19 protein-coding genes are annotated in these 21,433 nt (G+C 36.8%); 2 read left to right on the top strand and 17 right to left on the bottom strand.

What is annotated here, in order from left to right; all coding sequences use genetic code 11:
- Positions 1-19: 19 nt before the first annotated feature.
- The 11 genes from K364_RS24220 to K364_RS0114055 all read right to left on the bottom strand — a co-directional run bounded on the left by K364_RS24220 (position 20) and on the right by K364_RS0114055 (position 13,020).
- Positions 20-1,117: a class II glutamine amidotransferase gene (locus K364_RS24220; protein WP_051534076.1), complete on the bottom strand. Its 1,098-nt coding sequence runs from the start codon at positions 1,115-1,117 to the stop codon at positions 20-22.
- Between the two features lie 229 nt (positions 1,118-1,346).
- Complete coding sequence (gene lipA / locus K364_RS0114105; protein WP_028308552.1) at positions 1,347-2,219, bottom strand: lipoyl synthase; 873 nt, start codon at positions 2,217-2,219, stop codon at positions 1,347-1,349.
- A gap of 9 nt (positions 2,220-2,228) precedes the next feature.
- Positions 2,229-3,599: a dihydrolipoyl dehydrogenase gene (lpdA, locus tag K364_RS0114100; RefSeq protein ID WP_277995593.1), complete on the bottom strand. Its 1,371-nt coding sequence runs from the start codon at positions 3,597-3,599 to the stop codon at positions 2,229-2,231.
- A gap of 212 nt (positions 3,600-3,811) precedes the next feature.
- Positions 3,812-5,143: a type I glutamate--ammonia ligase gene (glnA, locus tag K364_RS0114095; protein WP_028308550.1), complete on the bottom strand. Its 1,332-nt coding sequence runs from the start codon at positions 5,141-5,143 to the stop codon at positions 3,812-3,814.
- Positions 5,144-5,322: 179 nt separating this feature from the next.
- Positions 5,323-5,895 carry an ANTAR domain-containing response regulator gene (locus K364_RS0114090; RefSeq protein WP_051534075.1) on the bottom strand — a complete coding sequence of 191 codons (573 nt, stop codon included), beginning with the start codon at positions 5,893-5,895 and terminating at the stop codon, positions 5,323-5,325.
- A gap of 28 nt (positions 5,896-5,923) precedes the next feature.
- On the bottom strand, positions 5,924-7,270 hold the full coding sequence (locus K364_RS0114085; RefSeq protein ID WP_028308548.1) for a glutamine synthetase family protein: 1,347 nt from the start codon (positions 7,268-7,270) through the stop codon (positions 5,924-5,926).
- Positions 7,271-7,274: 4 nt separating this feature from the next.
- On the bottom strand, positions 7,275-7,847 hold the full coding sequence (locus K364_RS0114080; protein ID WP_028308547.1) for an ANTAR domain-containing response regulator: 573 nt from the start codon (positions 7,845-7,847) through the stop codon (positions 7,275-7,277).
- 27 nt (positions 7,848-7,874) lie between these two features.
- Entirely contained in the window at positions 7,875-8,519 is a 645-nt protein-coding gene (locus K364_RS24215) for a DVU0298 family protein (RefSeq protein ID WP_051534074.1), read from the bottom strand.
- A 58-nt stretch (positions 8,520-8,577) separates the two neighbouring features.
- Positions 8,578-10,320, bottom strand: a complete 1,743-nt coding sequence (locus K364_RS0114070; protein ID WP_028308546.1) for a sensor histidine kinase — start codon at positions 10,318-10,320, stop codon at positions 8,578-8,580.
- Positions 10,317-11,000, bottom strand: a complete 684-nt coding sequence (locus K364_RS0114065) for a response regulator transcription factor (RefSeq protein WP_422857228.1) — start codon at positions 10,998-11,000, stop codon at positions 10,317-10,319. The genes K364_RS0114070 and K364_RS0114065 overlap by 4 nt, the downstream gene beginning before the upstream one ends.
- A 502-nt stretch (positions 11,001-11,502) precedes the next feature.
- Positions 11,503-13,020, bottom strand: a complete 1,518-nt coding sequence (locus K364_RS0114055) for an HAL/PAL/TAL family ammonia-lyase (protein WP_028308544.1) — start codon at positions 13,018-13,020, stop codon at positions 11,503-11,505.
- 382 nt (positions 13,021-13,402) lie between these two features.
- Between K364_RS0114055 and K364_RS0114050 the strand changes: the two genes are divergently transcribed.
- Entirely contained in the window at positions 13,403-14,506 is a 1,104-nt protein-coding gene (locus K364_RS0114050) for a PRK06851 family protein (RefSeq protein WP_028308543.1), read from the top strand.
- A 52-nt stretch (positions 14,507-14,558) separates the two neighbouring features.
- On the opposite strand, the gene K364_RS0114045 is transcribed toward K364_RS0114050, so the two are convergent.
- Positions 14,559-14,927, bottom strand: coding sequence for an iron-sulfur cluster assembly scaffold protein (locus K364_RS0114045; protein WP_028308542.1), 369 nt, complete (start codon positions 14,925-14,927; stop codon positions 14,559-14,561).
- An 83-nt stretch (positions 14,928-15,010) separates the two neighbouring features.
- Positions 15,011-15,403: a hypothetical protein gene (locus tag K364_RS0114040; protein WP_028308541.1), complete on the bottom strand. Its 393-nt coding sequence runs from the start codon at positions 15,401-15,403 to the stop codon at positions 15,011-15,013.
- Positions 15,404-15,612: 209 nt separating this feature from the next.
- On the opposite strand from K364_RS0114040, the gene K364_RS27620 reads away from it, so the two are divergent.
- A complete protein-coding gene (locus tag K364_RS27620; RefSeq protein ID WP_028308540.1) occupies positions 15,613-16,794 on the top strand; it encodes a methyl-accepting chemotaxis protein in 1,182 nt (393 codons plus the stop codon).
- An 89-nt stretch (positions 16,795-16,883) separates the two neighbouring features.
- On the opposite strand, the gene K364_RS0114030 is transcribed toward K364_RS27620, so the two are convergent.
- From K364_RS0114030 to K364_RS0114015, 4 genes are all read right to left on the bottom strand, one after another.
- Positions 16,884-17,651 carry a GntR family transcriptional regulator gene (locus K364_RS0114030; RefSeq protein ID WP_035269326.1) on the bottom strand — a complete coding sequence of 256 codons (768 nt, stop codon included), beginning with the start codon at positions 17,649-17,651 and terminating at the stop codon, positions 16,884-16,886.
- Between the two features lie 96 nt (positions 17,652-17,747).
- Positions 17,748-18,944 carry a 6-phosphofructokinase gene (locus K364_RS0114025; protein WP_028308538.1) on the bottom strand — a complete coding sequence of 399 codons (1,197 nt, stop codon included), beginning with the start codon at positions 18,942-18,944 and terminating at the stop codon, positions 17,748-17,750.
- A 98-nt stretch (positions 18,945-19,042) separates the two neighbouring features.
- Positions 19,043-20,863, bottom strand: coding sequence for an aldehyde ferredoxin oxidoreductase family protein (locus tag K364_RS0114020; RefSeq protein WP_035269322.1), 1,821 nt, complete (start codon positions 20,861-20,863; stop codon positions 19,043-19,045).
- A complete protein-coding gene (locus K364_RS0114015; protein ID WP_084295865.1) occupies positions 20,863-21,342 on the bottom strand; it encodes a 4Fe-4S dicluster domain-containing protein in 480 nt (159 codons plus the stop codon). Before K364_RS0114015 ends, K364_RS0114020 begins: the two co-directional genes overlap by 1 nt.
- Between the last annotated feature and the right edge of the window lie 91 nt (positions 21,343-21,433).

Below are 21,433 nucleotides of genomic sequence, written 5' to 3'. Positions count from 1 at the left end.
TTCTGTTTCCTTTTTTAGTTTATGAAGCCTGCTTCTGACAAACGTTAACTTGTCGGGTGTATTCAACTATCACAGGCTCCCCTGCCCTTGGAGCAAATATTTCTTCCAGGTTATTCTCCATTTCATATAATGCTGATATCTCACTGCTAAAATATTTATAACCCTTGCATACACCCACTGACATGGGTCGAAGCTTGGTATTATCTGTAATGCTAAAGAGACCATTGTCATGTGCACACAAGATTGCAAAGGGACCATTTAACATTGCTGCTTCATAAGTAGTCTTAAGCTGAATTAACCTGCTTTTTTCTATGCTGTTTTTCATCCTTTTTATCTCAGACCAGTATGGGGGAGCTAAAACCTTGATGGCATCCTCAATACTTAGGCCATGCTGTCTAATTAGTAAATCAAGAAGGTAAGCAACCACCTCACTATCTGTTTGCAGATTACATTTATAACCGAATGTTTCTAAATATCTTCTATTTATTCCATAAGATGATATTTCACCGTTGTGAACAATTGACCATCCTAACAGGTTCATGGGATGGGCACCACCCCACCAGCCAGGAGTATTTGTAGGAAATCTGTTATGAGCTATCCAGCAGTATGCCTCATACTCATCCAAGCAATAAAAATCATATATTTCCTCTGGGGTACCTACACCTTTGAAAACCCCCATGTTTTTGCCGCTTGAAAAAACATATGCGCCTTGAATATTAGAGTTTATGTGCATTACATGACCTATAACATAATCATCAAATCTCATGCTTCCTGCATCATCCATCATATTCAAGGAGATCTGCTCCTGTTTAGGTTCTAAAAAAAACCTGACAATTAATGGGCAGTTTTTAATCCTGTGACCCCAAACCTTTACCCTTTCCTGGTGATGAATTTTAAAGTGTTTAATCAAATATGAGTAAACCTCTTCATGCTGGCTTTTTTCATTACATGCTACTTGGAAGGCGTATAAATCCTTGTATTCCGGGAAGATCCCATATGCTCCATAACCAGCTCCTAATCCATTTCCTCTATCATTTTGTAATACTATTGCCTTGCGTATTCTTTGACCATTTTCTCTAACCTGGTCCTGACTTATGAAACCAGCGATTCCGCACATATTAAATCATCTCCTTAAAATTTTAATCCAAAAAAATAAACGTCCTTATCCCCTCATTTAAATTTAACGGGCATAAAGACGCCATTGCCTTAACAGGTAACAAAAAACGCCTTTGCACCAGACTCATCTGAATACAAAGACGCCGTTGTCTTGATATATTTTGTTGTTAACACATTATAAAATAAATTTATTAATATTTCAAGACTTTTATGTCGTGTATACTTTATACCTAGTTCACACTTAAAACTTTTTTTGAGAAATCATCGGCATTAAAGGAGCTGCGCACAAAGGGCGCTGCTGCTACATGCTTAAACCCCAGACTTTGTCCAAGGGCTTCATATTCCTTAAACACTTCTGGATGAACAAATTCCTTTACCTCCAAATGCTTTTGAGACGGTGCAAGATACTGGCCTATGGTTACTACATCGCAATTTACACACCTTAGATCTTCCAAAACCTTTCCTACCTGTTCAAAGGTTTCACCCAGGCCTACCATAATCCCTGATTTTGTATATATTTCCTCGTCAAGTGATTTCACTAGCTTTAATAGATTAAGACTTCTATCGTAATCAGCTTCAGGCCTGACTATTTTATACAGCTCTGGGACTGTCTCAAGGTTATGATTATATATATTGGGTTTGGCAAGGGTTACCGCTTCAATAGCTGATATGGAACCAGCAAAATCAGGAGTTAGAACCTCAATGATCAGGCTTTTATCAAACTCTTTTAGTTTCCTAATCACCGCACTAAAATGCCCTGCCCCTCCATCTGACAAGTCATCTCTTGTAACTGAAGTAATAACCACGTGCTTAAGTCCTAATTGCTTGACAGCCTGGACTATTTTATCTGGTTCCTCAGTATTAACAGGACCTGGCTTATTATCAACTGGAACAGCACAAAAACCACAATTACGGGTACATGTATTTCCTAATATCATGAAGGTTGCAGTTTTTTTTGTAAAGCATTCACCCCTATTGGGACAAAGTGCACTTTCACACACAGTGTTGAGGTTTAGACTTTTTAATATTTCATTTGTCTTATTGATATTTGCAGAAGCTGGGATTCTTCTTTTTAACCAATCAGGAAATCTAGTCTTACTCATTATGACCTCCTAAGCATGTATTGCCATTCCAAGGGCTTGTTCGGCAGCTTCCATTACTGCTTCAGACAGGGTTGGATGTGCATGTATTACCTCTGTTATATCCTTTAGGGTTAATTTATTATGAATTGCTATTGATGCTTCTGATATTAAATCAGCAGCGTGGGGTCCAATGATATGAATTCCTAAAATCACATCATCCTCTTCTCTAGCAATTATTTTTACCATTCCATCGGTTTCTCCCATTGCCACGGCCTTTCCGTTAGCTATGAAATTGAATTTGCCTACCTTAACAGGAATTCCTTCCTTTGCACACTCATCATCTGTTAAACCTACTGAAGCTACTTCAGGTTTGGTAAATACACAATTGGGAACAACATCATAATCCATTTCCACTTCTTTGCCCTGAATGTTTTCTGCTGCCACAATTCCCTGGAAAGAAGCTACATGGGCTAGTAGTATTTTGTTTGTCACATCACCTATAGCATAAATATTAGGAATATTTGTCTGCATCTTTTTGTTTACAAGAATCTCACCCCTGCTGCCAAGCTCAACCCCAGTATTTTCAATTCCAAAACCCCGGGAAGCAACCTTCCTTCCCACAGAAATAAGTGCCTTCTTGGCTTTAAGTTCACCGCTGTCAGTGACAGCTTTCACTGACCCTGAGGAGGCAGTAAGCTCCTTGATCATTGTTTTTGTTTTAATGGTAATTCCCTTTTTCTTTAAGAAGGTTTGTAATCTCATGGCAATATCCTTATCTACCATGGGCAATACATGAGGCAGTGCTTCAACTATTGTTACCTGTGTTCCAAGGGCAGCATATATGGTGGCAAACTCACACCCTATCACTCCTCCTCCTACTATCAATAAACTCTCTGGAATTTCTGTCAATTCTAAAGCTTCGTCACTAGTTATGATATTAACTCCATCATAATTAAACGCATCAAATAACAGTGGCTCTGAGCCTGTAGCTATGATGATATTTTTACCTGCTATTGTCTGTTCCCCGTCATCAGATCTGACCTGGATTTCATTTTCATTGAGAAAATAACCATATCCTTTAAAATAGTCAATCTTATTTTTCTTAATTAGAAAATGTATGCCCTTTACAAGCTGTGCCACAACCTGGCTCTTTCTTTCTTGAAGCTTATGAAAATTAATTTTATATCCATCAACTTCTATCCCATACTCTCCAGCCTCTTTTACTGCCTCAAGCTTATCAATGCTAGCAATCATGGCCTTGGTAGGTATACAGCCCTTATTCAAGCACGTGCCCCCAACCTCTCCTGCTTCTATTAAGGCAACCCTGGCTCCAAGCTGAGCCCCCCTGATGGCAGCAACATATCCCCCTGGACCTCCACCCAATACAACTATATCGTACATTATACACCCCCGGATTATATTAAAAATTTCAATAATATTTAATACGTAATTATATACTATTATAAAAAAAAAGTCAGTATTTCTTGTTTTAAGAAAACTACTGAAATAGGAAAAATTATATATTTTTATTTTTTCAAATCCATATTATTGTAAAGGTTTTAAGTGACTTTATATATTAAAGCTATAATTGTCAATTTGTCAAGCCTGACCCTTTAAAAACGTGATAGATACTGCTCAATTTCCCAGGGAGTAACCTGTATCTTGTAAGACTCCCATTCCTTGTGCTTTGCTTCTTTAAATTTAGCTACTATATGCTCACCTAGAGCGTCCTTTACGATTTCATTTTTGTCAAGCTCATCAACGGCATGCATAATAGTGGATGGCAGGCTTTCAATGCCCCTCTCATTCTTCTCTTCATTAGTCATTGTATAAATGTTTACATCTGTTGGTGAACCTGGATCCAGTTCTTTATTAATGCCGTCCAAACCTGCTCTTAGCATCACTGCCAGGGCTAAATATGGATTGCAGGAGGGATCTGGATTTCTCATTTCTACCCTGGTTGAAAGACCTCTTTTAGCAGGAATTCTGATAAGGGGACTTCTATTTCTATGGGACCATGCAATATAGATAGGTGCCTCGTAACCTGGTACCAGCCTTTTATATGAGTTTACTGTTGGGTTGGTAATGGCACATATTGCCTTGGCATGGTGAAGCAATCCGCCTATATAGTTATATGCCACCTTGCTTAAGCCATATTTTCTTGCCGGGTCATAGAAAGCATTTGTTCCGTCTTTAAATAATGATTGGTTTGTATGCATACCAGATCCGTTAATTCCAGCTATTGGCTTTGGCATGAAGGTGGCATGCAAGCCGTGCTGTTGAGCTACTGTTCTTACTACAAACTTAAAGGTTGCAATCATATCTGCTGTTGTTACAGCATCAGCATATTTAAAATCAATTTCATGCTGGCCGGGTGCAACTTCATGGTGTGAAGCTTCAATCTCAAAGCCCATTTGCTCCAGTACAACACACATATCTCTTCTTGCATTTTCTCCCAGATCTACTGGTGTAAGGTCAAAATATCCAGCATTATCATGGGTTTCCAAGGTTGGATGGCCTTTTTCGTCAGTATGAAACAAGAAGAATTCACATTCAGGCCCAACATACATTGTGTAGTCCATTTTTTCCGCTTCTGCCACCGCTCTCTTAAGAGTTACCCTTGGGCAGCCATTAAAGGGAGTTCCATCTGGATTATAAACATCACATATCAATCTTGCCACCCTGCCATTTTGTGGTCTCCATGGAAACACTACAAATGTATCTGGATCAGGTCTTAAGTACATGTCAGATTCCTCAATACGAACAAAACCATCAACTGAAGATCCGTCAAACATTAACTCGCCGTCTAAAGCTTTTTCTAATTGTTCAATGGTAATTGCAACATTTTTAAGTACTCCAGTAATATCTGTAAACTGCAATCTGATGAATTTGACGTCATGTTCCCTTGCTTTCTCAATAATTTCCTTTTTCCTTAAATCATCCATCTTAATACCCTCCTATATTAAATTTAATAAATAAAAAATGCTCCCAGATGTACATACTTAATGTATGGTACACTTGAGAGCTTCTTTGCCCTTTGTATAGGCCAGGCACCATTGCCTAGCACTTACTTAAATATAATATATCATTAAAACTACCTCTTGACAACTATTTTTACTTAAAATTATTTAAAAAATTTATAGCTGTTTATTATAGCATCAGCAACAGCTTTCATAGACATGGACTGATTCATGCTCTGCTTTTGAATTTTTCTAAATGCCTCTTCTTCTGAAATGCCCAGAGATTTCATCAATATGCCCTTTGCCTTGTCAATGGATTTCCTAGCTTCCATTTTTTTCTTTAATTCATCTAATTCAGATTTTAAACGCCTGATTTCTTGAGATGATGCCAAAGCAGACTCAACAGCTGGCATTAAGTTATTCTCAGCAATTGGTTTAACCGCAATAGAGTTTACTTGGCCAGATCTGGTAAGCTCTGAAAAATTTGTCTGCCATGCATTTACAACAAGAATTATTGACACATGCTCCATGGACAAAATATCAATAATATCAAGTCCATTAAATCCCGGGAGTAAATAGTCTAAAATGACTAATTGAAATTTACGTTGTCTAATATCTCTGACCACTTTTACAGCAGAATTAGCTGTTTCTGTAATTTGATAGCCATTTCTGGACATAATTTTTTGAACCTGCTGTTGAAGGCCAGTATCATCAGTTGCTAAATAGATGCTATCCATTAGTATTATCACCGCCAATTTGACATCTTTACACGTGGATTAGATATTCATCTAACTCCCATGGATGGATAAATGAGTTGAATCTTTCCCACTCTTTCCCCTTAGCATTTAAATAAAGCTGTACAAAACCTTCGCCTAGGGTATCTTTAATGAGAGTATCGCTTCTTAATTCCTGTAAAGCCCTATCTAAATTGCGTGGTAAAATAGCATTTCTATGTTCCTCTAGGGTATTGATATTCGTATAGTGTTTAAAATCTATGCTTTCATAAGGTTCAGGTAAAGAGCAGCCTTGTTGAAACTTAATAATTCCATCTATACCAGTTTTTATGCTGGCAGCTAAAACAGTATAGGGATTACAGGCAGGGTCAGGACTCCTTAATTCTATACGGCAGCCTACTTCCCTTTCCGAGGGAACCCGTATCATGGTATTTCTATTTGTCTGGGACCATCCCATATAAAAGGGTGCTACATAACTAGGGGATAATCTTTTATAAGAATTAATCAAGGGGTTTGCAAAAGCAGTAATGGCACCAGCATGGTCTAAAATTCCCTTTATATAGGATAGTGCTTCCTTACTTAACTGCCACTTGGCATCTTTTTCAAAGAATATATTATCCCCTTCATTGTTATAGATGGAATGATGGAGATGCAGGGCAGATCCATTGGTATCAATTAGAGGCTTGGGCATAAAAGAGGCATGGAGCCCATGTCTTTGGGCAATGGTCCTTACAACAAATTTAAAGGTTGCTATTTTATCTGCAGCTTCTATAGGATCATCATGTTTAAGGACTATTTCATGCTGGCCAGGAGCATTCTCATGGTGGGAGGAGCCTATTTCAAATCCCATTTCCTCAAGGGTAAGAACCATGTCTCTTCTAGCATTTTCTCCAAGATCCACAGGGGTCAAATCACAGTATCCAGCCTGGTCGTGAGCCTTAACTGTTGGAGTACCATCTGCTGTGGTATGAAACAAGAAAAACTCAATTTCCGAACCAATTTTCACATCATAGCCCATTTCATAAGATTCTCTAACGACTTTTTTAAGCTTTGACCTGGAGCAAAGTTCAAAAATACTACCATCTGGATTGTAAACGTCACAAAGCATTCTGGCAACTGCTCCTTCTCTGGGTCTCCAGGGGAAGATCACCAAACTATCTGGATCAGGATATAAAACTATATCTGCTTCCCTGTTTTCTGTTATTCCAATTACTGCAGATGAATCAAACCTTTTTTGCCTGTTTAAAACCTTTTCTAAATCTTCAACAGTTACAGCAATATTTTTAAGCCTTCCAAAAACATCAGTAAACTGAAGTCTAATAAATTTTATATTATTTTCCTTTACTTTTTCTAGCACTTCATAGGTGTCTTGATTCATTGTTTCACCCCAATTTTTTTATTATTGCTTTGGCAACCCTCTGCATTGAAATACATTGATCCATACTGATTTTTCTCATCATGCTATAAGCTTCTTCCTCTGTCATCCCCTTATTCTTCATTACCAAGCCTTTTGCTTTTTCAATAAGAGCCCTGTGTTCAATTTGTTTTTCATACTCCTTAACTTTCTTTTCCAAATTAACTATCTGTTGAAATTTACTTAATGAAAATTCCAATACTGATATAAAATTATCCCGGTTAATGGGAGCAATAAGAAAACTGAAAACATCAGTTTTCATATAAGCGGAAAGCTTGTGAGCTTCAAGTTGATTTCCTATTATTATAATTGGTGCAATCTTCTGTTCGGAAATATTCTTGCATAATTCCAAAAGGTTTTTTGCTTCCATGCTTGTATTAATAATAACGGCATCAGGTCGTATATTTATTATGGATTGTAATAAGGGCCTTTCATTATTATGTTTTGCCACTACCAAGTGCCCCTCTAATACGATAAACTCCTCAATGGAATAAGGATAGTTTATCTCATCTCCTCCAATTATGCACCTTAGCTCATTCATTTAACCACATCTTCCTTGATTTTTCATTTAGCTTTCCAGCTTTGATACAGCTTCTGTAACCAGGGTCTTTATTGTTATTTTGTGCTTTGTACCATTTATATATATTTCAATAAATTTATCATTTTTACTCATGGCTTGCAATATTGGGATAGCCTTTTTCAAACCACTATTACCCACGGCCCTTATGGCCAGCCCTTTTATTTCCAAGTCCTCAGAATGCAGAAAATCTATAATTTCTTCTTCAAACTTTTGAACTTCATCAGGTATTTTTTCCCCAAACCTGCCAACAGCCCAAAGCATTCCCTTCTGAAATATTGCTTCATCCAGTGCTGCAGCTATCATCATTGGCGCCAAGTCACCAAAAAGCTCTGGTTGGTTATATATGATTTCTCCAATGGCTTCAGGTGCACTCCAGCTACTATTTCCACCCTCCTCATTCATCATCCAAAGAAATCTTCTAATAATATTCCTGAAAAACTCTTTATCTTTTTCCGCCAGTTTCCTTGCTAAATATCCTAAAGCATCAACAGCATTCCATTTATCAGTACTTTCAGGGTCATATAAAAGAGAATATATATATTTTACAGCCCTTTTATCCTGGTCAACCAGATCAACCAATTCTGCAAACTTTCTTTGCGAAATAAGTTGTATAGTTCTAGTTTTTAAATTCATAGGTCTACTCCTTAGAAAGTATTCTCCCTTAACATCTTTTATTACCCACAATAAACTTTTAGTTTATGGGAAACTCCATTTTAAACATACTGCCCTGTCCTTCAACACTTCTTACACCCACAGTTCCTCCATGAGCCTCAATAATATTCTTAACAATAGCAAGTCCAAGACCAGAGCCTGCTTTTTCTCTAGTTCTAGCTTTATCAACCTTAAAAAACCTATCCCATATATAGGGCAATTCATTATAGGGTATACCCTCTCCATTGTCAGTCACCTGCAAGGTAAGTTTTGCGTCTTCACAAAAAGCAGATATAATAATTCTACCTCCGTCTGGAGTGTGCCTAATGGCATTTTCCACCAAATTAATCAGGGCTTGTTCTATTCTCCTTTCATCTCCATAAATTAGTGGTATATCTGGTTGAATGGTTAATTCTATAGATATGTCTGTATTGTCCTGAAAAGATGAATACTTTCTCTTTACCCTTTTTAAAAGTCTTTCTACATCATAATAGTCCTTCTTAAGAGCAAAATTACCAGCTTCCATTTTATTTAGATCCAGTAAATCATCCACTAATACGCGCAATCTAATAATTTCATCTTTAATAATCAACAAGTAGGTGTTATTATCTTCAGGTGTGTCAGCCATACCATCAAGTAATGCCTCTGTATATCCCTGCATAATACTCAAAGGAGTTCTTATCTCATGGGATACGCTGGCTAAAAACTCTTTTCTAAGCTGGTCAGCTTTTCTTTTTACGCTAACATCCTGGATTATTACAACTGCCCCCATAACCTCACCAGTTTTGCTATCCTTTAATAGATTAGCCCTTAGAGAAACTACTTTATTATTTATCTCAATTTCTCTTTCTTCAAGCATTTTCCTCTTAACAGCTTTATATACCATCGCCAGAATTAATTTTCCTTCTGGGCTGTCAGCTAATGAATAGCTATCTGTATCTACATTTAATAAATTTTTGGTTTGCGGGCTAATTAGAGTAAGGTTTCGGTTTTTATCAAAAGTAAGTACCCCTTCGTCCATACTTTCTAAAACACTTATGAGTTTATCCTTTTCACGAAATAATTCTCCAACAGATCTTTCCAATTCCTTTGACAGTGAGTTAAAGCACCTTGCTAAATCTCCTATTTCATCCTTGGTGATAATCGTTACTCGCCCTGAAAAGTCCCCCTGTAACATTTTTTGTGCTGCTTCTATAATCTGGGATAAGGGTTTTGTAAACCTATAGGACACAATGGGAGTTACTAGTACTGTTAGCAATACTGCTCCAAGCCCTACCATCAGTATAATTTTTCGCATATCATCAACCATATCTGTAAAGGTATCTACTGATTTGCTGATTAACACGGTTCCCATTACATGCTGGTCCTGGTATATTGGAACAGCAATAGAGATTCTTGAATCTCTAAAACCAAAATACTCTCCATGGTGTATAAAAGACTTTCCTTGAAATATTTCCTTTAATTCCTCCCAGTCCATATACATCCCATTGTCAAGATGATGGCCTTCTGAACATACAACAATCTTTTTATCACGGTTAATGATTATTATATCAGCACCAATAAATTCACTTAAGAATCGTATTTCCTCTTTATAATCACTTAAGGATTCACTATGACCTAATTTTAAAGCCAGACTTTGCCCTTTTTCAAGGAGACTATCTACTTCTCTATTAAAATAGTATTTTCTTATAGAAGAATCTAGAAAAATGCTAACAAAAAGAAGAACTAAAAGGACTATAAGTATTAATAAAATACGCAGTTTATGGTTTACACCAAATTTCATTTACGCACCTCAAATTTATACCCCACTCCCCATACTGTATGGACATATTTTTTACCTGAATTACTTCCAAGCTTTTCTCTTAAATTCTTAATATGTGTATCAACTGTTCTAAAATCACCAAAAAAATCATAATTCCATACAGCCTGCATAATTTGCTCTCTACTAAAAACCTGTCCAGGGGAACTGGTTAAATATAAAAGCAGTTCATACTCTTTAGGAGTTAAAAATACTTCCTGACCTTCCACCAATACTTTTCTGGTGGTTTTATCTATAGATAAATCGTCAAACTGAAGCAAGGATGATTTATCTTTATCATTATTGCTAGATCTTCTTAATAATGCCTTGACCCGTCCGATGAGTTCTCTAGGACTAAAAGGCTTTACAACATAGTCATCAGCTCCCATTTCAAATCCTAGCACCCTGTCAAATTCTTCACCTCTAGCAGTAAGCATTATTACTGGTACATCTCCAATTTTTCTTATTTCTTTAAACAAAGTAAAGCCATCTATACCTGGCAGCATTAAATCTAATATAATTAAGCTATATTCATGCCTTTTAATTTTCTCAAAGGCTATGTTTCCATTCTCAGCTTCATCTACTTGAAATCCTTCTTTTAGTAAATACATTTTAACTAAATCTCTTATTTTCTTTTCATCATCAATAACCAGTATAGTTCCCAGGCCCATCATGCCACCCCCACTGAAAGTTTATGTTTTTTTCAAATTCTCGATAAGCGCCAACTTTCCTTCTTTCTATTACCAAAAAGGGCAGGAAAATTCCTACCCATGAGCTTAAGCGATATAAATAAGGATATCCCTTGTCCTTTTCCTGGTGACAGTTTACTTTTTGGGTTTGCTTTTTAGGTACTTTTTTATAAGTATAAATCCTACAGCTGCTACCAAAAATATTGGTAAAATTAATTTTATCAGTACTTCCAATATGATCATCAAATAAAACCCCCTTGGTTCATTTAAAATAAGGTAAAATTAATTATAATTAAGTATAACATAATCACCAATCAAATAGCATTAACTCCCATAATCTATTACGGCAGTTATTTAATAAGTTTAGCCAGACAGGATAATGGATTAAGTTAAAATAAAAAGAATAAACGACCCTAATAGGCGGTTTATTCTTTTTAATAGCTTATATATTTTTCTAAATCCTTTCATATTACCTTGTTTAAATATTACACTCTTGTAAAACCCTTCCTGATTCAATTAATTTTGCAGCATTTTCTATATCAATATTAAGCAGTCTATCCTCTTTTAAAGTAGGCACAACACTTCGAATAGTATTATACGCTACTGTCGTACCCTTACCAAGTTTAGGCTTACCTATTAAATCAATTGCCTGCGCGGCTACAAACATTTCCATTCCAAGAATGTAATACATTGAACGAATAATTTTTTCTGTTTTTTGGAGAACGTATGGCCCCATGGTTGCATGGTCTTCAACAAGATTTGCTACCTGCAACGCATCTAAAGTAGCAGGGTTTGCCAGGTGACGAATCTCAGCATACAGTGCAGCAAAGGTTTTTTGCATAGTGGAAAAACCACAACTAGTACCTGGATCAGGAGTTAGGAATCTTGGTAAATCACCAAATTCTGGTGTCATAATTCTCGTTAGTCTGTTTCCAATCATGTTAGCTAGTGATGCTAAAGCGATACCAAGCATTTCATATCTCATTATTACTGTAGCTATATGGTAGTTACCATTAGAAACTATATCATTTTCTTCAATTATAACTAATGGATTATCCCCTGATGAATTAATTTCTATTTCAATTCCTTCTTTTGCAAACCTTAAAGCATCTCTACAAGCACCATTGACCTGGACGGCACTTCTAAAACTGACGGGGTCTTGGCATGATCTTTGTGTGCCACTATCCCATAAGAAACTGCCTTCTAACAAATTGCGAACTCTATTTAATACAAATTCTTGACCTACATGTGGTCGAACCTTGCTTACCCCAGGATGAAGAGGAGAAACATTACCTCTATATCCTTCTAGAAGCAAGGCGTAACTTATATCAGCAGTATCTAATAGCTGCTGGCACATATTTATTATCATAGCGCCATGCCCCATGGTAAGTCCATTGTTATTGCACAAGGCAATTCCATCTTTTGCAGCAAGTTTTAAGGGAGTCAATCCTGCCATTTCAATGGCCTCTGCACTAGGCATCTTTTTACCTTTATACATTACTTCCCCCAAGCCAATTAATGGCAATGACAGCTCAGACATTGGACCAAGATCGGATAAACCCACTGAGCCTCTCATAGGCGTAAGAGGATGAATGCCTGCATTTAACATGTCAACAAACATTTTAACTATCTGTGGCTGTATACCTGTTGCCCCTTTTGCCATTGCATTAGCTCTACATAGCATTATGGCTCTTACTATTTCTTCAGGATAATATGGTTTAATGCCAATACAATGACTAATTAGTATTCTATTTTGAAATTCTGTAACCAATTCTTGGGGAATCCTCACATCCTTATTAGCACCTGTTCCTGTTGTAATTCCATAAACTTCCCTATCACTATAAGTAATATCATCTACTATTTGTCTGCCTTTTCTTACTCTTTCCATTGCAGATTCTGCTATTTCTACTGGTGCATTTTGGGATGCAACAGCATGAACTTGTTCAACAGTTAATCCATTTCCATTAATTGTAACTTTTTCTGTATTTGTCACCATATTTCTCATTCCCCTTCCCAATTTAAAAGTCTTTTAAAATTTTAGAATATAGTTTCCCATAATTGTATTCAATATATTGACGAAGAGATTGTTTAATATATTTGTCTAAGATTAACATCCCTTCTTTGTTTATATCATTTTTTATTTAAATATTGTCTATTAAATAATGAGACACTTTGTAGATAAAAACTACTTCAACTGTTTTTAATTATTTTATTAACGAATATATTAAGCTTAAATAATTATTCCCAGGATTTGATCATCTGCTTATTACTACCATAAAAATTCCATTCAAGTGTAACACCTTTATCCGCCAAACAGTACTATATTACATAGTCGATTGTGACATTATTTAAAAAATTTAAAAACAGGAGGAATAATTATGGATAATGGAACCGTGAGAAGTTTTTTCGCTGGTGGGAATACATGCTTGGGTTTTTATTCTCTTTACCACAACATAATACAGCAAAAAGACGCCTCAAGAATATTTGTAATCAAGGGAGGTCCTGGTGTAGGCAAATCAACATTTATGAAGTATATTGGAAATGCAATGCTCGAAAAGGGATATGACATTGAACAGCATTGGTGTTCTAGTGATAATAATTCTCTTGATGGATTAGTTATCCCTAAAATAGGTGTGTGTCTGCTGGATGGTACCGCTCCCCATGTAGTAGATCCAATCACACCTGGCGCAGTTGATGAAATTATCCATCTTGGAGACCATTGGAATGAAGCTCAATTGGTTGAAAATAAAACATCCATTCTTAACACCTTTAAAAAGGTTAGCCGTTGCTTCCAGACAGCCTATACCTCGTTAAAAGAGGCAAAGGTAATTCATGATGAATGGGTGAGCTATATCACTGAGTGTATAGATTTTAGAAAGGTCAATGAAATTACCCACCAGGTAATTGAAGGGATATTTACAAATATACAGCGTCAATATGAAGACTACCCAACCTCTAGAGAACTATTTGCAAGTGCAACAACTCCAATGGGCCTGGTTAATCAATGGCCGTCTATTCTCCAGAATTGTAAAAAAGTTTTTGTACTCAGAGGAGAACCTGGGACAGGAAAATCAACCATTATACAAAGGCTAATTACTGAAGCTAAAAGTTATAGTCTTTGCACAGAGGCGTTTAGATCTTCCTTCGACCCTTTAAAGTTTTCTGGTGTCTACATTCCAAAGCTGCAGACAGCTGTAATCAACCCCTTCCCTAATGATTATATCCTGGATGGCCTTAGGGCAGATATTGTTGAAATTGACCTAACTGCAGGAATGATAATCAGCAGGTTATCTGATTATGATAAGGAAGTTTCCGAATGTAGAGAAAGGTTCTGGAATTCTATAAATAGAGCCATAAATTATATAGCTAGCGCTAAAAAAATCCATGATGAGCTTGAAAAGTATTATGTACCTGCCATGGACTTCTCAAAGATCAATGAAGTGAGAGACAGGACATTACAAAAGATTATAGCCTTAACTTAAATTGCCTGGTAAATAAGGAGTGCATGGCCTATAGCCATGCACCATATTTTTGCTAGTTTTTGGTTGCCTTGTATTCTTCAATAGCTTCTCTCAATGCCTGAACGCTTACTGTAGAACACTCCATCTTTCTTTCTGGCAATCCTCCCAATGCTTCAGCAACATCTACCTTTGTAACCTTTAATGCTTCTTCTAAACTTTTACCCTTCACTAACTCAGTTAACATTGAAGCAGTTGCAATCGCTGCTGGGCATCCAAATATCTCATACTTAATATCAGTAATAATATTATCCTTGATTTTTAAATAAAGGGTTATTGAATCTCCCAGGTTTTCATTACTAACCTCTCCTATTACATCAGGATCTTCAATAAAGCCTTGATTACGGGGATTCTGGAAATGGTCATTAACTAGTTCTGTATACATTTTTACATCTCCTTTTTTAAATATTTAATCACTGTTTATTCTCCATTTAACTTTAGTTTCCTGCTGTCATCATATTCAAGTATCTAATACAGTCTTCTGGCCATATCCAAATCATCATTGATCTTGTCTAATTCCTTTTGAGCTTTTCTAAGCTCAACTATTACCTCGTGCTTATTTCGCTGAAGTTCAATAACCCTTTCATGTTCATTTGCAAGAGCTTTTTCAAGTTCTTGTTTTTCCTTCTCCAGCAAATCAATATCCATTTTAACCTTGTCCAATTGACATAAGAGAGCGGACTTTTCCTGATTTAAGCCTTGTATACTCTTTATTAAGTCCTGGTAATACACTTCAAGGTCTTTTAAAGACTTGGCAACAAGCATACTATTTTGTCTTGCTTCTTCAGCCATTTGACCAAGTTCATTAATGTTTTGAAAAAGCAGTTCTATTAAATCCAAAGAATCTGTATTCTGCTCCATTTTATCCCTACCCCTGTTAAGTGAACCGTTTATTGTGTAAATATATTATACCTTAATTCTTAATGAAATAGGGATTTTGTTTGGTAAAATCATACTTTTTCATGTGAAATAACTAGCAAATGGAATGATAATTTGATATTATATTTTTATAAAAAGTACTTATAAGTCCCATGATATTAAAATATAAGAGACTGTAAGGAGCGAATTAAATGGATAATAAGATTAGGATAATTACTGTTGGTAGTACAGAAACAGTTGCCCAGGAGCTATTACATGTAGTAAAGGAGATCTTCCCAAATGAAGTTGATGCCAGGGCCATGGCATTATCAGCTGTATCAAATGGCTCCATGGCAGATTTATTTGTTGCTCTCCCTACCAGAGTTAAAGAAGCAGCTCAAAAACTACCCATGGGAAAAATTGTTAGCCTGGAATTGGTTCCTGATTCGTACTTCTATGTACAAGTTGCAAAAATACCTCATGGAGAAAAAGCAATTGTCTTCAATAACAATAAAGCCCAGGGAGAAAAAATAATTGAATACTGTAAAGAAAATAATTTGAATCATATTAGTTATGATGTAGTTGCCTACAATGAGCTGCCTACTGACAAAGTTATTGAAGCAGTTTCAAATAGTAAATACATATTAGGTTCTGATACTATTGTAGGGCCTGGGGGTCATTTATTATCCCAATATGCTGACCATATTCACGAGGACGCTTTAATTATTCCTGCCAGAAGGGTTGCCACCTTTGATAGCACCAAGACCCTAATGAAGGCAGTTTATCATGTAAGCTATCAATTTTTTTCTAATGAAGTGGCACAAATATCCCAACGTTTAAATTCTGAAATTCAACAAATAGTTGCTGTCACCCAGGAGATGAACGCATCAATTGAAACAACGTCCTGCACTGTAGAGTCTTTGAGTGATAAAATGAGCGTTGAATCCTCCAAGGTAGTTTCAATTGTAGATACTTCAAAATTACTGGCTGATGCTACCAAAAACATAGGAGATGTGGTTGAGACAATTAAAAAGATTTCAGACCAAACAAACCTACTTGCTTTAAATGCTGCCATTGAGGCCGCCCGTGCAGGTGATCAAGGCAGGGGCTTTGGAGTAGTAGCTCAGGAGGTAAGAAAACTAGCAACTGAGAGCCACTCTTCTGTGGATAGAATAAAAGCTCATATCATTAACATTCAAAAGGTTGTTCAGGATATTGTTCCTCTTCTGCAAGAGCTGTCTAGAGAAATTAATTTAAACAAGGAGAATATAGAAAATATTGCCTCCTCCTCCAGGAAAGAAAAAATAGCCATGGGGGAAATTGCAGGAGCCATTAACAATATCAAGTATACAAGTGATCATCTGGTAGAGTCCTGCAATAATCTTCTTAAATAGAATAGTATAGTTTTTTATTAATTACAGTGGTAAAAATCTAAGAGCCTTTAAGCTTATTGACTTAAAGGTTCTTATTATAAAAAATATTTTTATTTATCTAAAACAATACCACCGTTTTTAGGCTGATTTCTTTCTAGAACTAGGCGATATCTATATCTATCAGCACGATATACGTTATGGGAAAACTCTATTGGCTTTCCTTGTGCATAAGCAACCCTCTCCATTAATAATACAGGGGACTTTTCTAAAACCTCTAGGGCTTTTGCCTCCCTTTCATCTGCGATTTTTGAACTTATAAGCTGTTCAGCCTTTTCCAGTGAAATCTTTAACTCTACTTCCAATACTTCGTACATACCCCTCAATGATAGATCATATTCGGAAATTTTACTGCCTATATCATAAGGCCAATAGCTTTTCACATAGGTAACGGGATTTCCATCAATCCTATGAACCTTTTCTATTACAAAAACCTTACTATCCTTGAAAACCTGAAGTCCAGGAATATGTTCACAGATATTTTCATCTACTACGAAGGAATTCATACTTAATACGTCTGCACTGGGAATCATGCCTTTTGCTTTAACCTCTTCAAAGAATCCCCTTAAGCCATCGTCTACTGTTTCCACAAATTCCTTTGTAACAAAGGTTCCTTTCCCAGGTTGTCTTTTAAGCCAACCTTCATTAACCAGTTCAGAAACAGCACGTCGAATAGTGGTGCTGCTAACACCATACTGTTCCATCAAGTCTTTGTCAGTAGGGAACAGATCACCAACGCTCCAGTAGCCCTCTCTTATTTTGTTTCTTAAATCCATTGTAATTTGATAGTGTAAGGGAAGTGGTTGTGATTTATCAATCATTCTACTTTTCTCCTCGACAATTTTTGGTCCATTTCTTGTATATTTTATCTATTAATTGCCTCTATGTCAAAATAAATTAATAGAATATTTGTGTGATTAGAATAATCTTACATATCTTGGAAGGTTTTTGCCTATCAGGGGTAAGCAATACTCATAAAACTGATCTGTAACGAAATTTCCTTGGGAATTAATATATTCCTGAGGAACAAAATGTTCCACATTAGCAACCTTATTTAGTGGAACTGAGCCAGCAACGCATGTGTATGGGTTATTACTGGTTCTTTCAAGGGTAATCATTAAACCTGTTTTGCCTTCAAAAGCACATTTAACGGCAGTTAGACCTACAAGATACGCCTCTTCATAATCAGTATCAGACACACATTCTGAAAAGGATCTTTGAATTGTACCACATCTACTGTAACGAGCTTGTAAACCGAGATTTTCTTTAATTACTTTTGCCAGATAAGCTGCAGGGCCATTTCCAAGGGCAATAGCCTTATGCCCAAAGGCATCAACTACTGCATCTTCCTTGTTTTCACCAATAAACTCACCTGAGGCATCTCTGATGCCTTCACCAATGGATACAAAAACATAACCAAGCTCTTTATGAATAGCTTTTACATCTTCTAAAAACTTTTCAATGGAAAACTCTCTTTCAGGAAGATAAATCAAGTGTGGTGCATCTTTAAAATTATTCTTGGCTAAAGCTGAAGCTGCAGCCAGCCAACCTGCATGACGGCCCATTATTTCATTTATTGCTACATCATCAAAGGTTTTCATTGCCTCTAAATCTTTTCCAGCACCAGCAGTACTGACAGCCGTATAGCGAGCCGCACTTCCAAATCCCGGACAGTGATCGGTAACAGGCAAATCATTGTCTATAGTCTTAGGAACCCCTATAACCTGCATTTCATAGCCCTCTTTTTCTGCCAGCATGCTAATCTTGTTGCACGTGTCCATTGAATCATTACCGCCAATATAGAAAAAATACCGAATATTGTTTTCTTTTAATATCTCCAAGATTTGAGGATAGTCATTATCCCTCACCTTATAACGACACCCTCCCAGCGCAGATGCCGGTGTAACACGAAGTCCTTGTATGGTATGCAGTGAACAATCAGTTAGATCCAAAAAATCTTTTTTTAACAGTCCTTCAATGCCATGCTTCATACCAAAAATCTTATCAATACTTTTATGCTTTTTCGCTTCAGCAATAACTCCAGCTAAACTGCCATTTATAACTGCAGTTGGTCCTCCTGATTGACCAACAACAAGATTACCTTTAATAGCCATATTAACACTCCTTTATGCCTAGAATAACTTCAGATTTAAAATTGTCACAACCGTTTACTTCATGGGCAAACGGTTATGACATAGGGAGGAGGTTACAATTACTTATTCCCAAATTGGGAAATGTTTAATTCAGCAAGCTTGCTTTCTTCTGGGATACCATTTCTATCCCACCCCATTACTTGATAATATTCATCAAGCATTTTTTCCAGATTAATTGAATGACCGGCACTTAATCCTTCTTTAATGACCTCTTTTAGAAACCTGTTAGGTAGTGTGTCATCCTTACGATTAAAGCCTTCTCTAATATTGAATAATCTCTCTATATTTAGGATTCTTTCACCAATTTTGAACATGTCTTCTTTTGATATTTCCAATCCTGATCCAAGCTCAAGAAGCTGCTGCTGTTTATCTACACTCAGAACAAATCTCATTGTTGAGCAAAAGCCAAGAGAATCTACCAGGGCCATTTGTATTTGTGTGTCTTTTACTAGACCCGCCTTACCTTCCTCGGCAAACCTATCTCCAGGAATCTCAGCTCCCATGGTTGGTGAGATCATATGATGAGCCCCCTTGGGTGATGTGGCATAGGTTAAGGCCATTCCCTTACATCCTCTTGGGTCATAGGTTGCTAGAGGCAATCCTTTGCTGTGCATGGCATAATCCTGTGCATTTAATTTTTCTGATGCAATTTTTACCCCTTCAGCAAGCAGGTCACCAAAACCATCTCTGTTGGCTATTTTTTCTGCCAAAGATACAAGGGCATCTCCATTGCCAAATTTAAGCTCAATATTATCAGTATCCTTTAAGCCAATGATTCCCTTTTCAAAGCACTCCATGGCAAAGGATATGGTAGCCCCAACAGCCATGGTGTCCATTCCGTAATAGTCACATATTTCAGTTGCCTTAAGAATACTTTCCCAGTCATCTACACCACAGTTTGCTCCTAATAGTCCAACAGTTTCAAACTCTGGTCCTTCAAGGTGAACTCGTGAACCCTTATAGTAAACCCTGGCATTTTTCCCACAACCTATTGGACAAGCATAGCAGGATGCATCACTAACGACAATATCATCTCTCATTTTAGGCCCAACTAGCTTTTCTCCACCTTCAAAATACCCTTGTGAGAAGTTGCGTGTTGACCAGAAGCCCAGATTATTAATTCCTTCAAGCATTTCTACTGTACCATACCTTGTCCTGGCATTTGCTTTTGGGTGCCCTTTAAACTCTTGATATAGGGTTTTAACTAGAGAAGCCATTTTGCCCTTTTGTGACATCTGTATCTCTCCAGTACCTCTAACTGCAATAGCCTTAAGGTTTTTTGAACCCATAACTGCACCAGCTCCACCTCTGCCAAACTCCCGGTGTCTATCTGCAGTAATACAGGCCATTTTATTTAACTTTTCACCTGCAGGACCTATACAAGCTACACGAATTGTGTTGTCATTACCTAATTCTTTTTTAACTTCATCACTTGCTTTAGGGATTAACTGCCCCCATAAATGCTCTGCAGCTTTTAGGGAAACTTCTCCATTGTCAATCCACAGGTATACCGGTTTCTCTGATTTACCTTCAATAATAAGGGCATCGTAACCCGCAAATTTTAACTCTGGTCCCCAAAAACCTCCACATAGGGACATGGAATAGGTATTTGTTAGGGGTGATTTAAAGGTAACAGATACTTTATTACTGCCTGGGGCCAAGGTACCAATGACAGGCCCTGTAAAAAAGACAAGCTTATTATCTTCGCTCAGGGGGTCTACTCCCTTTGCAAGCTCTTTTAATAAATAATATGCACCAGCACCCCTACCGCCTAAATAATCTCTATATACATGAAAGGGAATGCTTTCTTGACTAATCTCTTTAGAAGAAAGGTTTACTCTCAATAATTTGCCAGTTGAACTTACAGGTATCTTCTCCATTATTCCCTTCCTCCTTTTTCAAAACAACGTGCAATTCTTGTCCTTTGCTCTCTGCCAACTATTTCAGGCAGGACATAAGTTAGTGAATTTGTGGGACATTGAGCCACACATTGTGGTTTCCCCTTGCATAAATCACAAATTAATACTGTTTCTCCACTTGTATCTAATGATATGGCTCCATTTGGACATGCATTCATACATTTTCTACAGGCAACGCAAAGATCATCATTAACTCTAACTGCACCTGTTTTTAAATCCCTTGACAAGGCATTCTCCGGACAAATTGAAACACAAGGTGCTGGATTACATTGTGTACATATAACGGGTATATTGGCTCCAGTTTCTTCAATTCTATGAACCTTAACCCTTGCCTTGACAGGGCTTATTACTCCGTGATGGCTCAAGCTGCACCATTGCTCGCATATACGACAACCAATGCACTTATGATAATCCACGGCTAGAACTTTATTTCGCATCATGGTTTCACCTCAAATAAATTTTGCAATATTGTATATTTACAACTTAATTGTATTTTTCCTTAGTTGAAATGTCAATACTTTATAATAATAA

It is taken from the genome of Desulfitibacter alkalitolerans DSM 16504 (assembly GCF_000620305.1).
Lineage (GTDB): Bacteria > Bacillota > DSM-16504 > Desulfitibacterales > Desulfitibacteraceae > Desulfitibacter > Desulfitibacter alkalitolerans.
Note: the sequence above shows the minus strand (reverse complement) of the source record. Positions and strands in the feature narration are given on the sequence as shown.

Excerpts from the sequence above, each read along its gene's own strand:
- K364_RS24220 (WP_051534076.1), bottom strand. The coding sequence starts at position 1,117 with ATGTGCGGAATCGCTGGTTTCATAAGTCAGGACCAGGTTAGAGAAAAT.
- lipA (WP_028308552.1), bottom strand. The coding sequence starts at position 2,219 with ATGAGTAAGACTAGATTTCCTGATTGGTTAAAAAGAAGAATCCCAGCT.
- lpdA (WP_277995593.1), bottom strand. The coding sequence starts at position 3,599 with ATGTACGATATAGTTGTATTGGGTGGAGGTCCAGGGGGATATGTTGCT.
- glnA (WP_028308550.1), bottom strand. The coding sequence starts at position 5,143 with ATGGATGATTTAAGGAAAAAGGAAATTATTGAGAAAGCAAGGGAACAT.
- K364_RS0114090 (WP_051534075.1), bottom strand. The coding sequence starts at position 5,895 with ATGGATAGCATCTATTTAGCAACTGATGATACTGGCCTTCAACAGCAG.
- K364_RS0114085 (WP_028308548.1), bottom strand. The coding sequence starts at position 7,270 with ATGAATCAAGACACCTATGAAGTGCTAGAAAAAGTAAAGGAAAATAAT.
- K364_RS0114080 (WP_028308547.1), bottom strand. The coding sequence starts at position 7,847 with ATGAATGAGCTAAGGTGCATAATTGGAGGAGATGAGATAAACTATCCT.
- K364_RS24215 (WP_051534074.1), bottom strand. The coding sequence starts at position 8,519 with ATGAATTTAAAAACTAGAACTATACAACTTATTTCGCAAAGAAAGTTT.
- K364_RS0114070 (WP_028308546.1), bottom strand. The coding sequence starts at position 10,320 with ATGAAATTTGGTGTAAACCATAAACTGCGTATTTTATTAATACTTATA.
- K364_RS0114055 (WP_028308544.1), bottom strand. The coding sequence starts at position 13,020 with ATGGTGACAAATACAGAAAAAGTTACAATTAATGGAAATGGATTAACT.
- K364_RS0114050 (WP_028308543.1), top strand. The coding sequence starts at position 13,403 with ATGGATAATGGAACCGTGAGAAGTTTTTTCGCTGGTGGGAATACATGC.
- K364_RS0114045 (WP_028308542.1), bottom strand. The coding sequence starts at position 14,927 with ATGTATACAGAACTAGTTAATGACCATTTCCAGAATCCCCGTAATCAA.
- K364_RS0114040 (WP_028308541.1), bottom strand. The coding sequence starts at position 15,403 with ATGGAGCAGAATACAGATTCTTTGGATTTAATAGAACTGCTTTTTCAA.
- K364_RS27620 (WP_028308540.1), top strand. The coding sequence starts at position 15,613 with ATGGATAATAAGATTAGGATAATTACTGTTGGTAGTACAGAAACAGTT.
- K364_RS0114030 (WP_035269326.1), bottom strand. The coding sequence starts at position 17,651 with ATGATTGATAAATCACAACCACTTCCCTTACACTATCAAATTACAATG.
- K364_RS0114025 (WP_028308538.1), bottom strand. The coding sequence starts at position 18,944 with ATGGCTATTAAAGGTAATCTTGTTGTTGGTCAATCAGGAGGACCAACT.
- K364_RS0114020 (WP_035269322.1), bottom strand. The coding sequence starts at position 20,863 with ATGGAGAAGATACCTGTAAGTTCAACTGGCAAATTATTGAGAGTAAAC.
- K364_RS0114015 (WP_084295865.1), bottom strand. The coding sequence starts at position 21,342 with ATGATGCGAAATAAAGTTCTAGCCGTGGATTATCATAAGTGCATTGGT.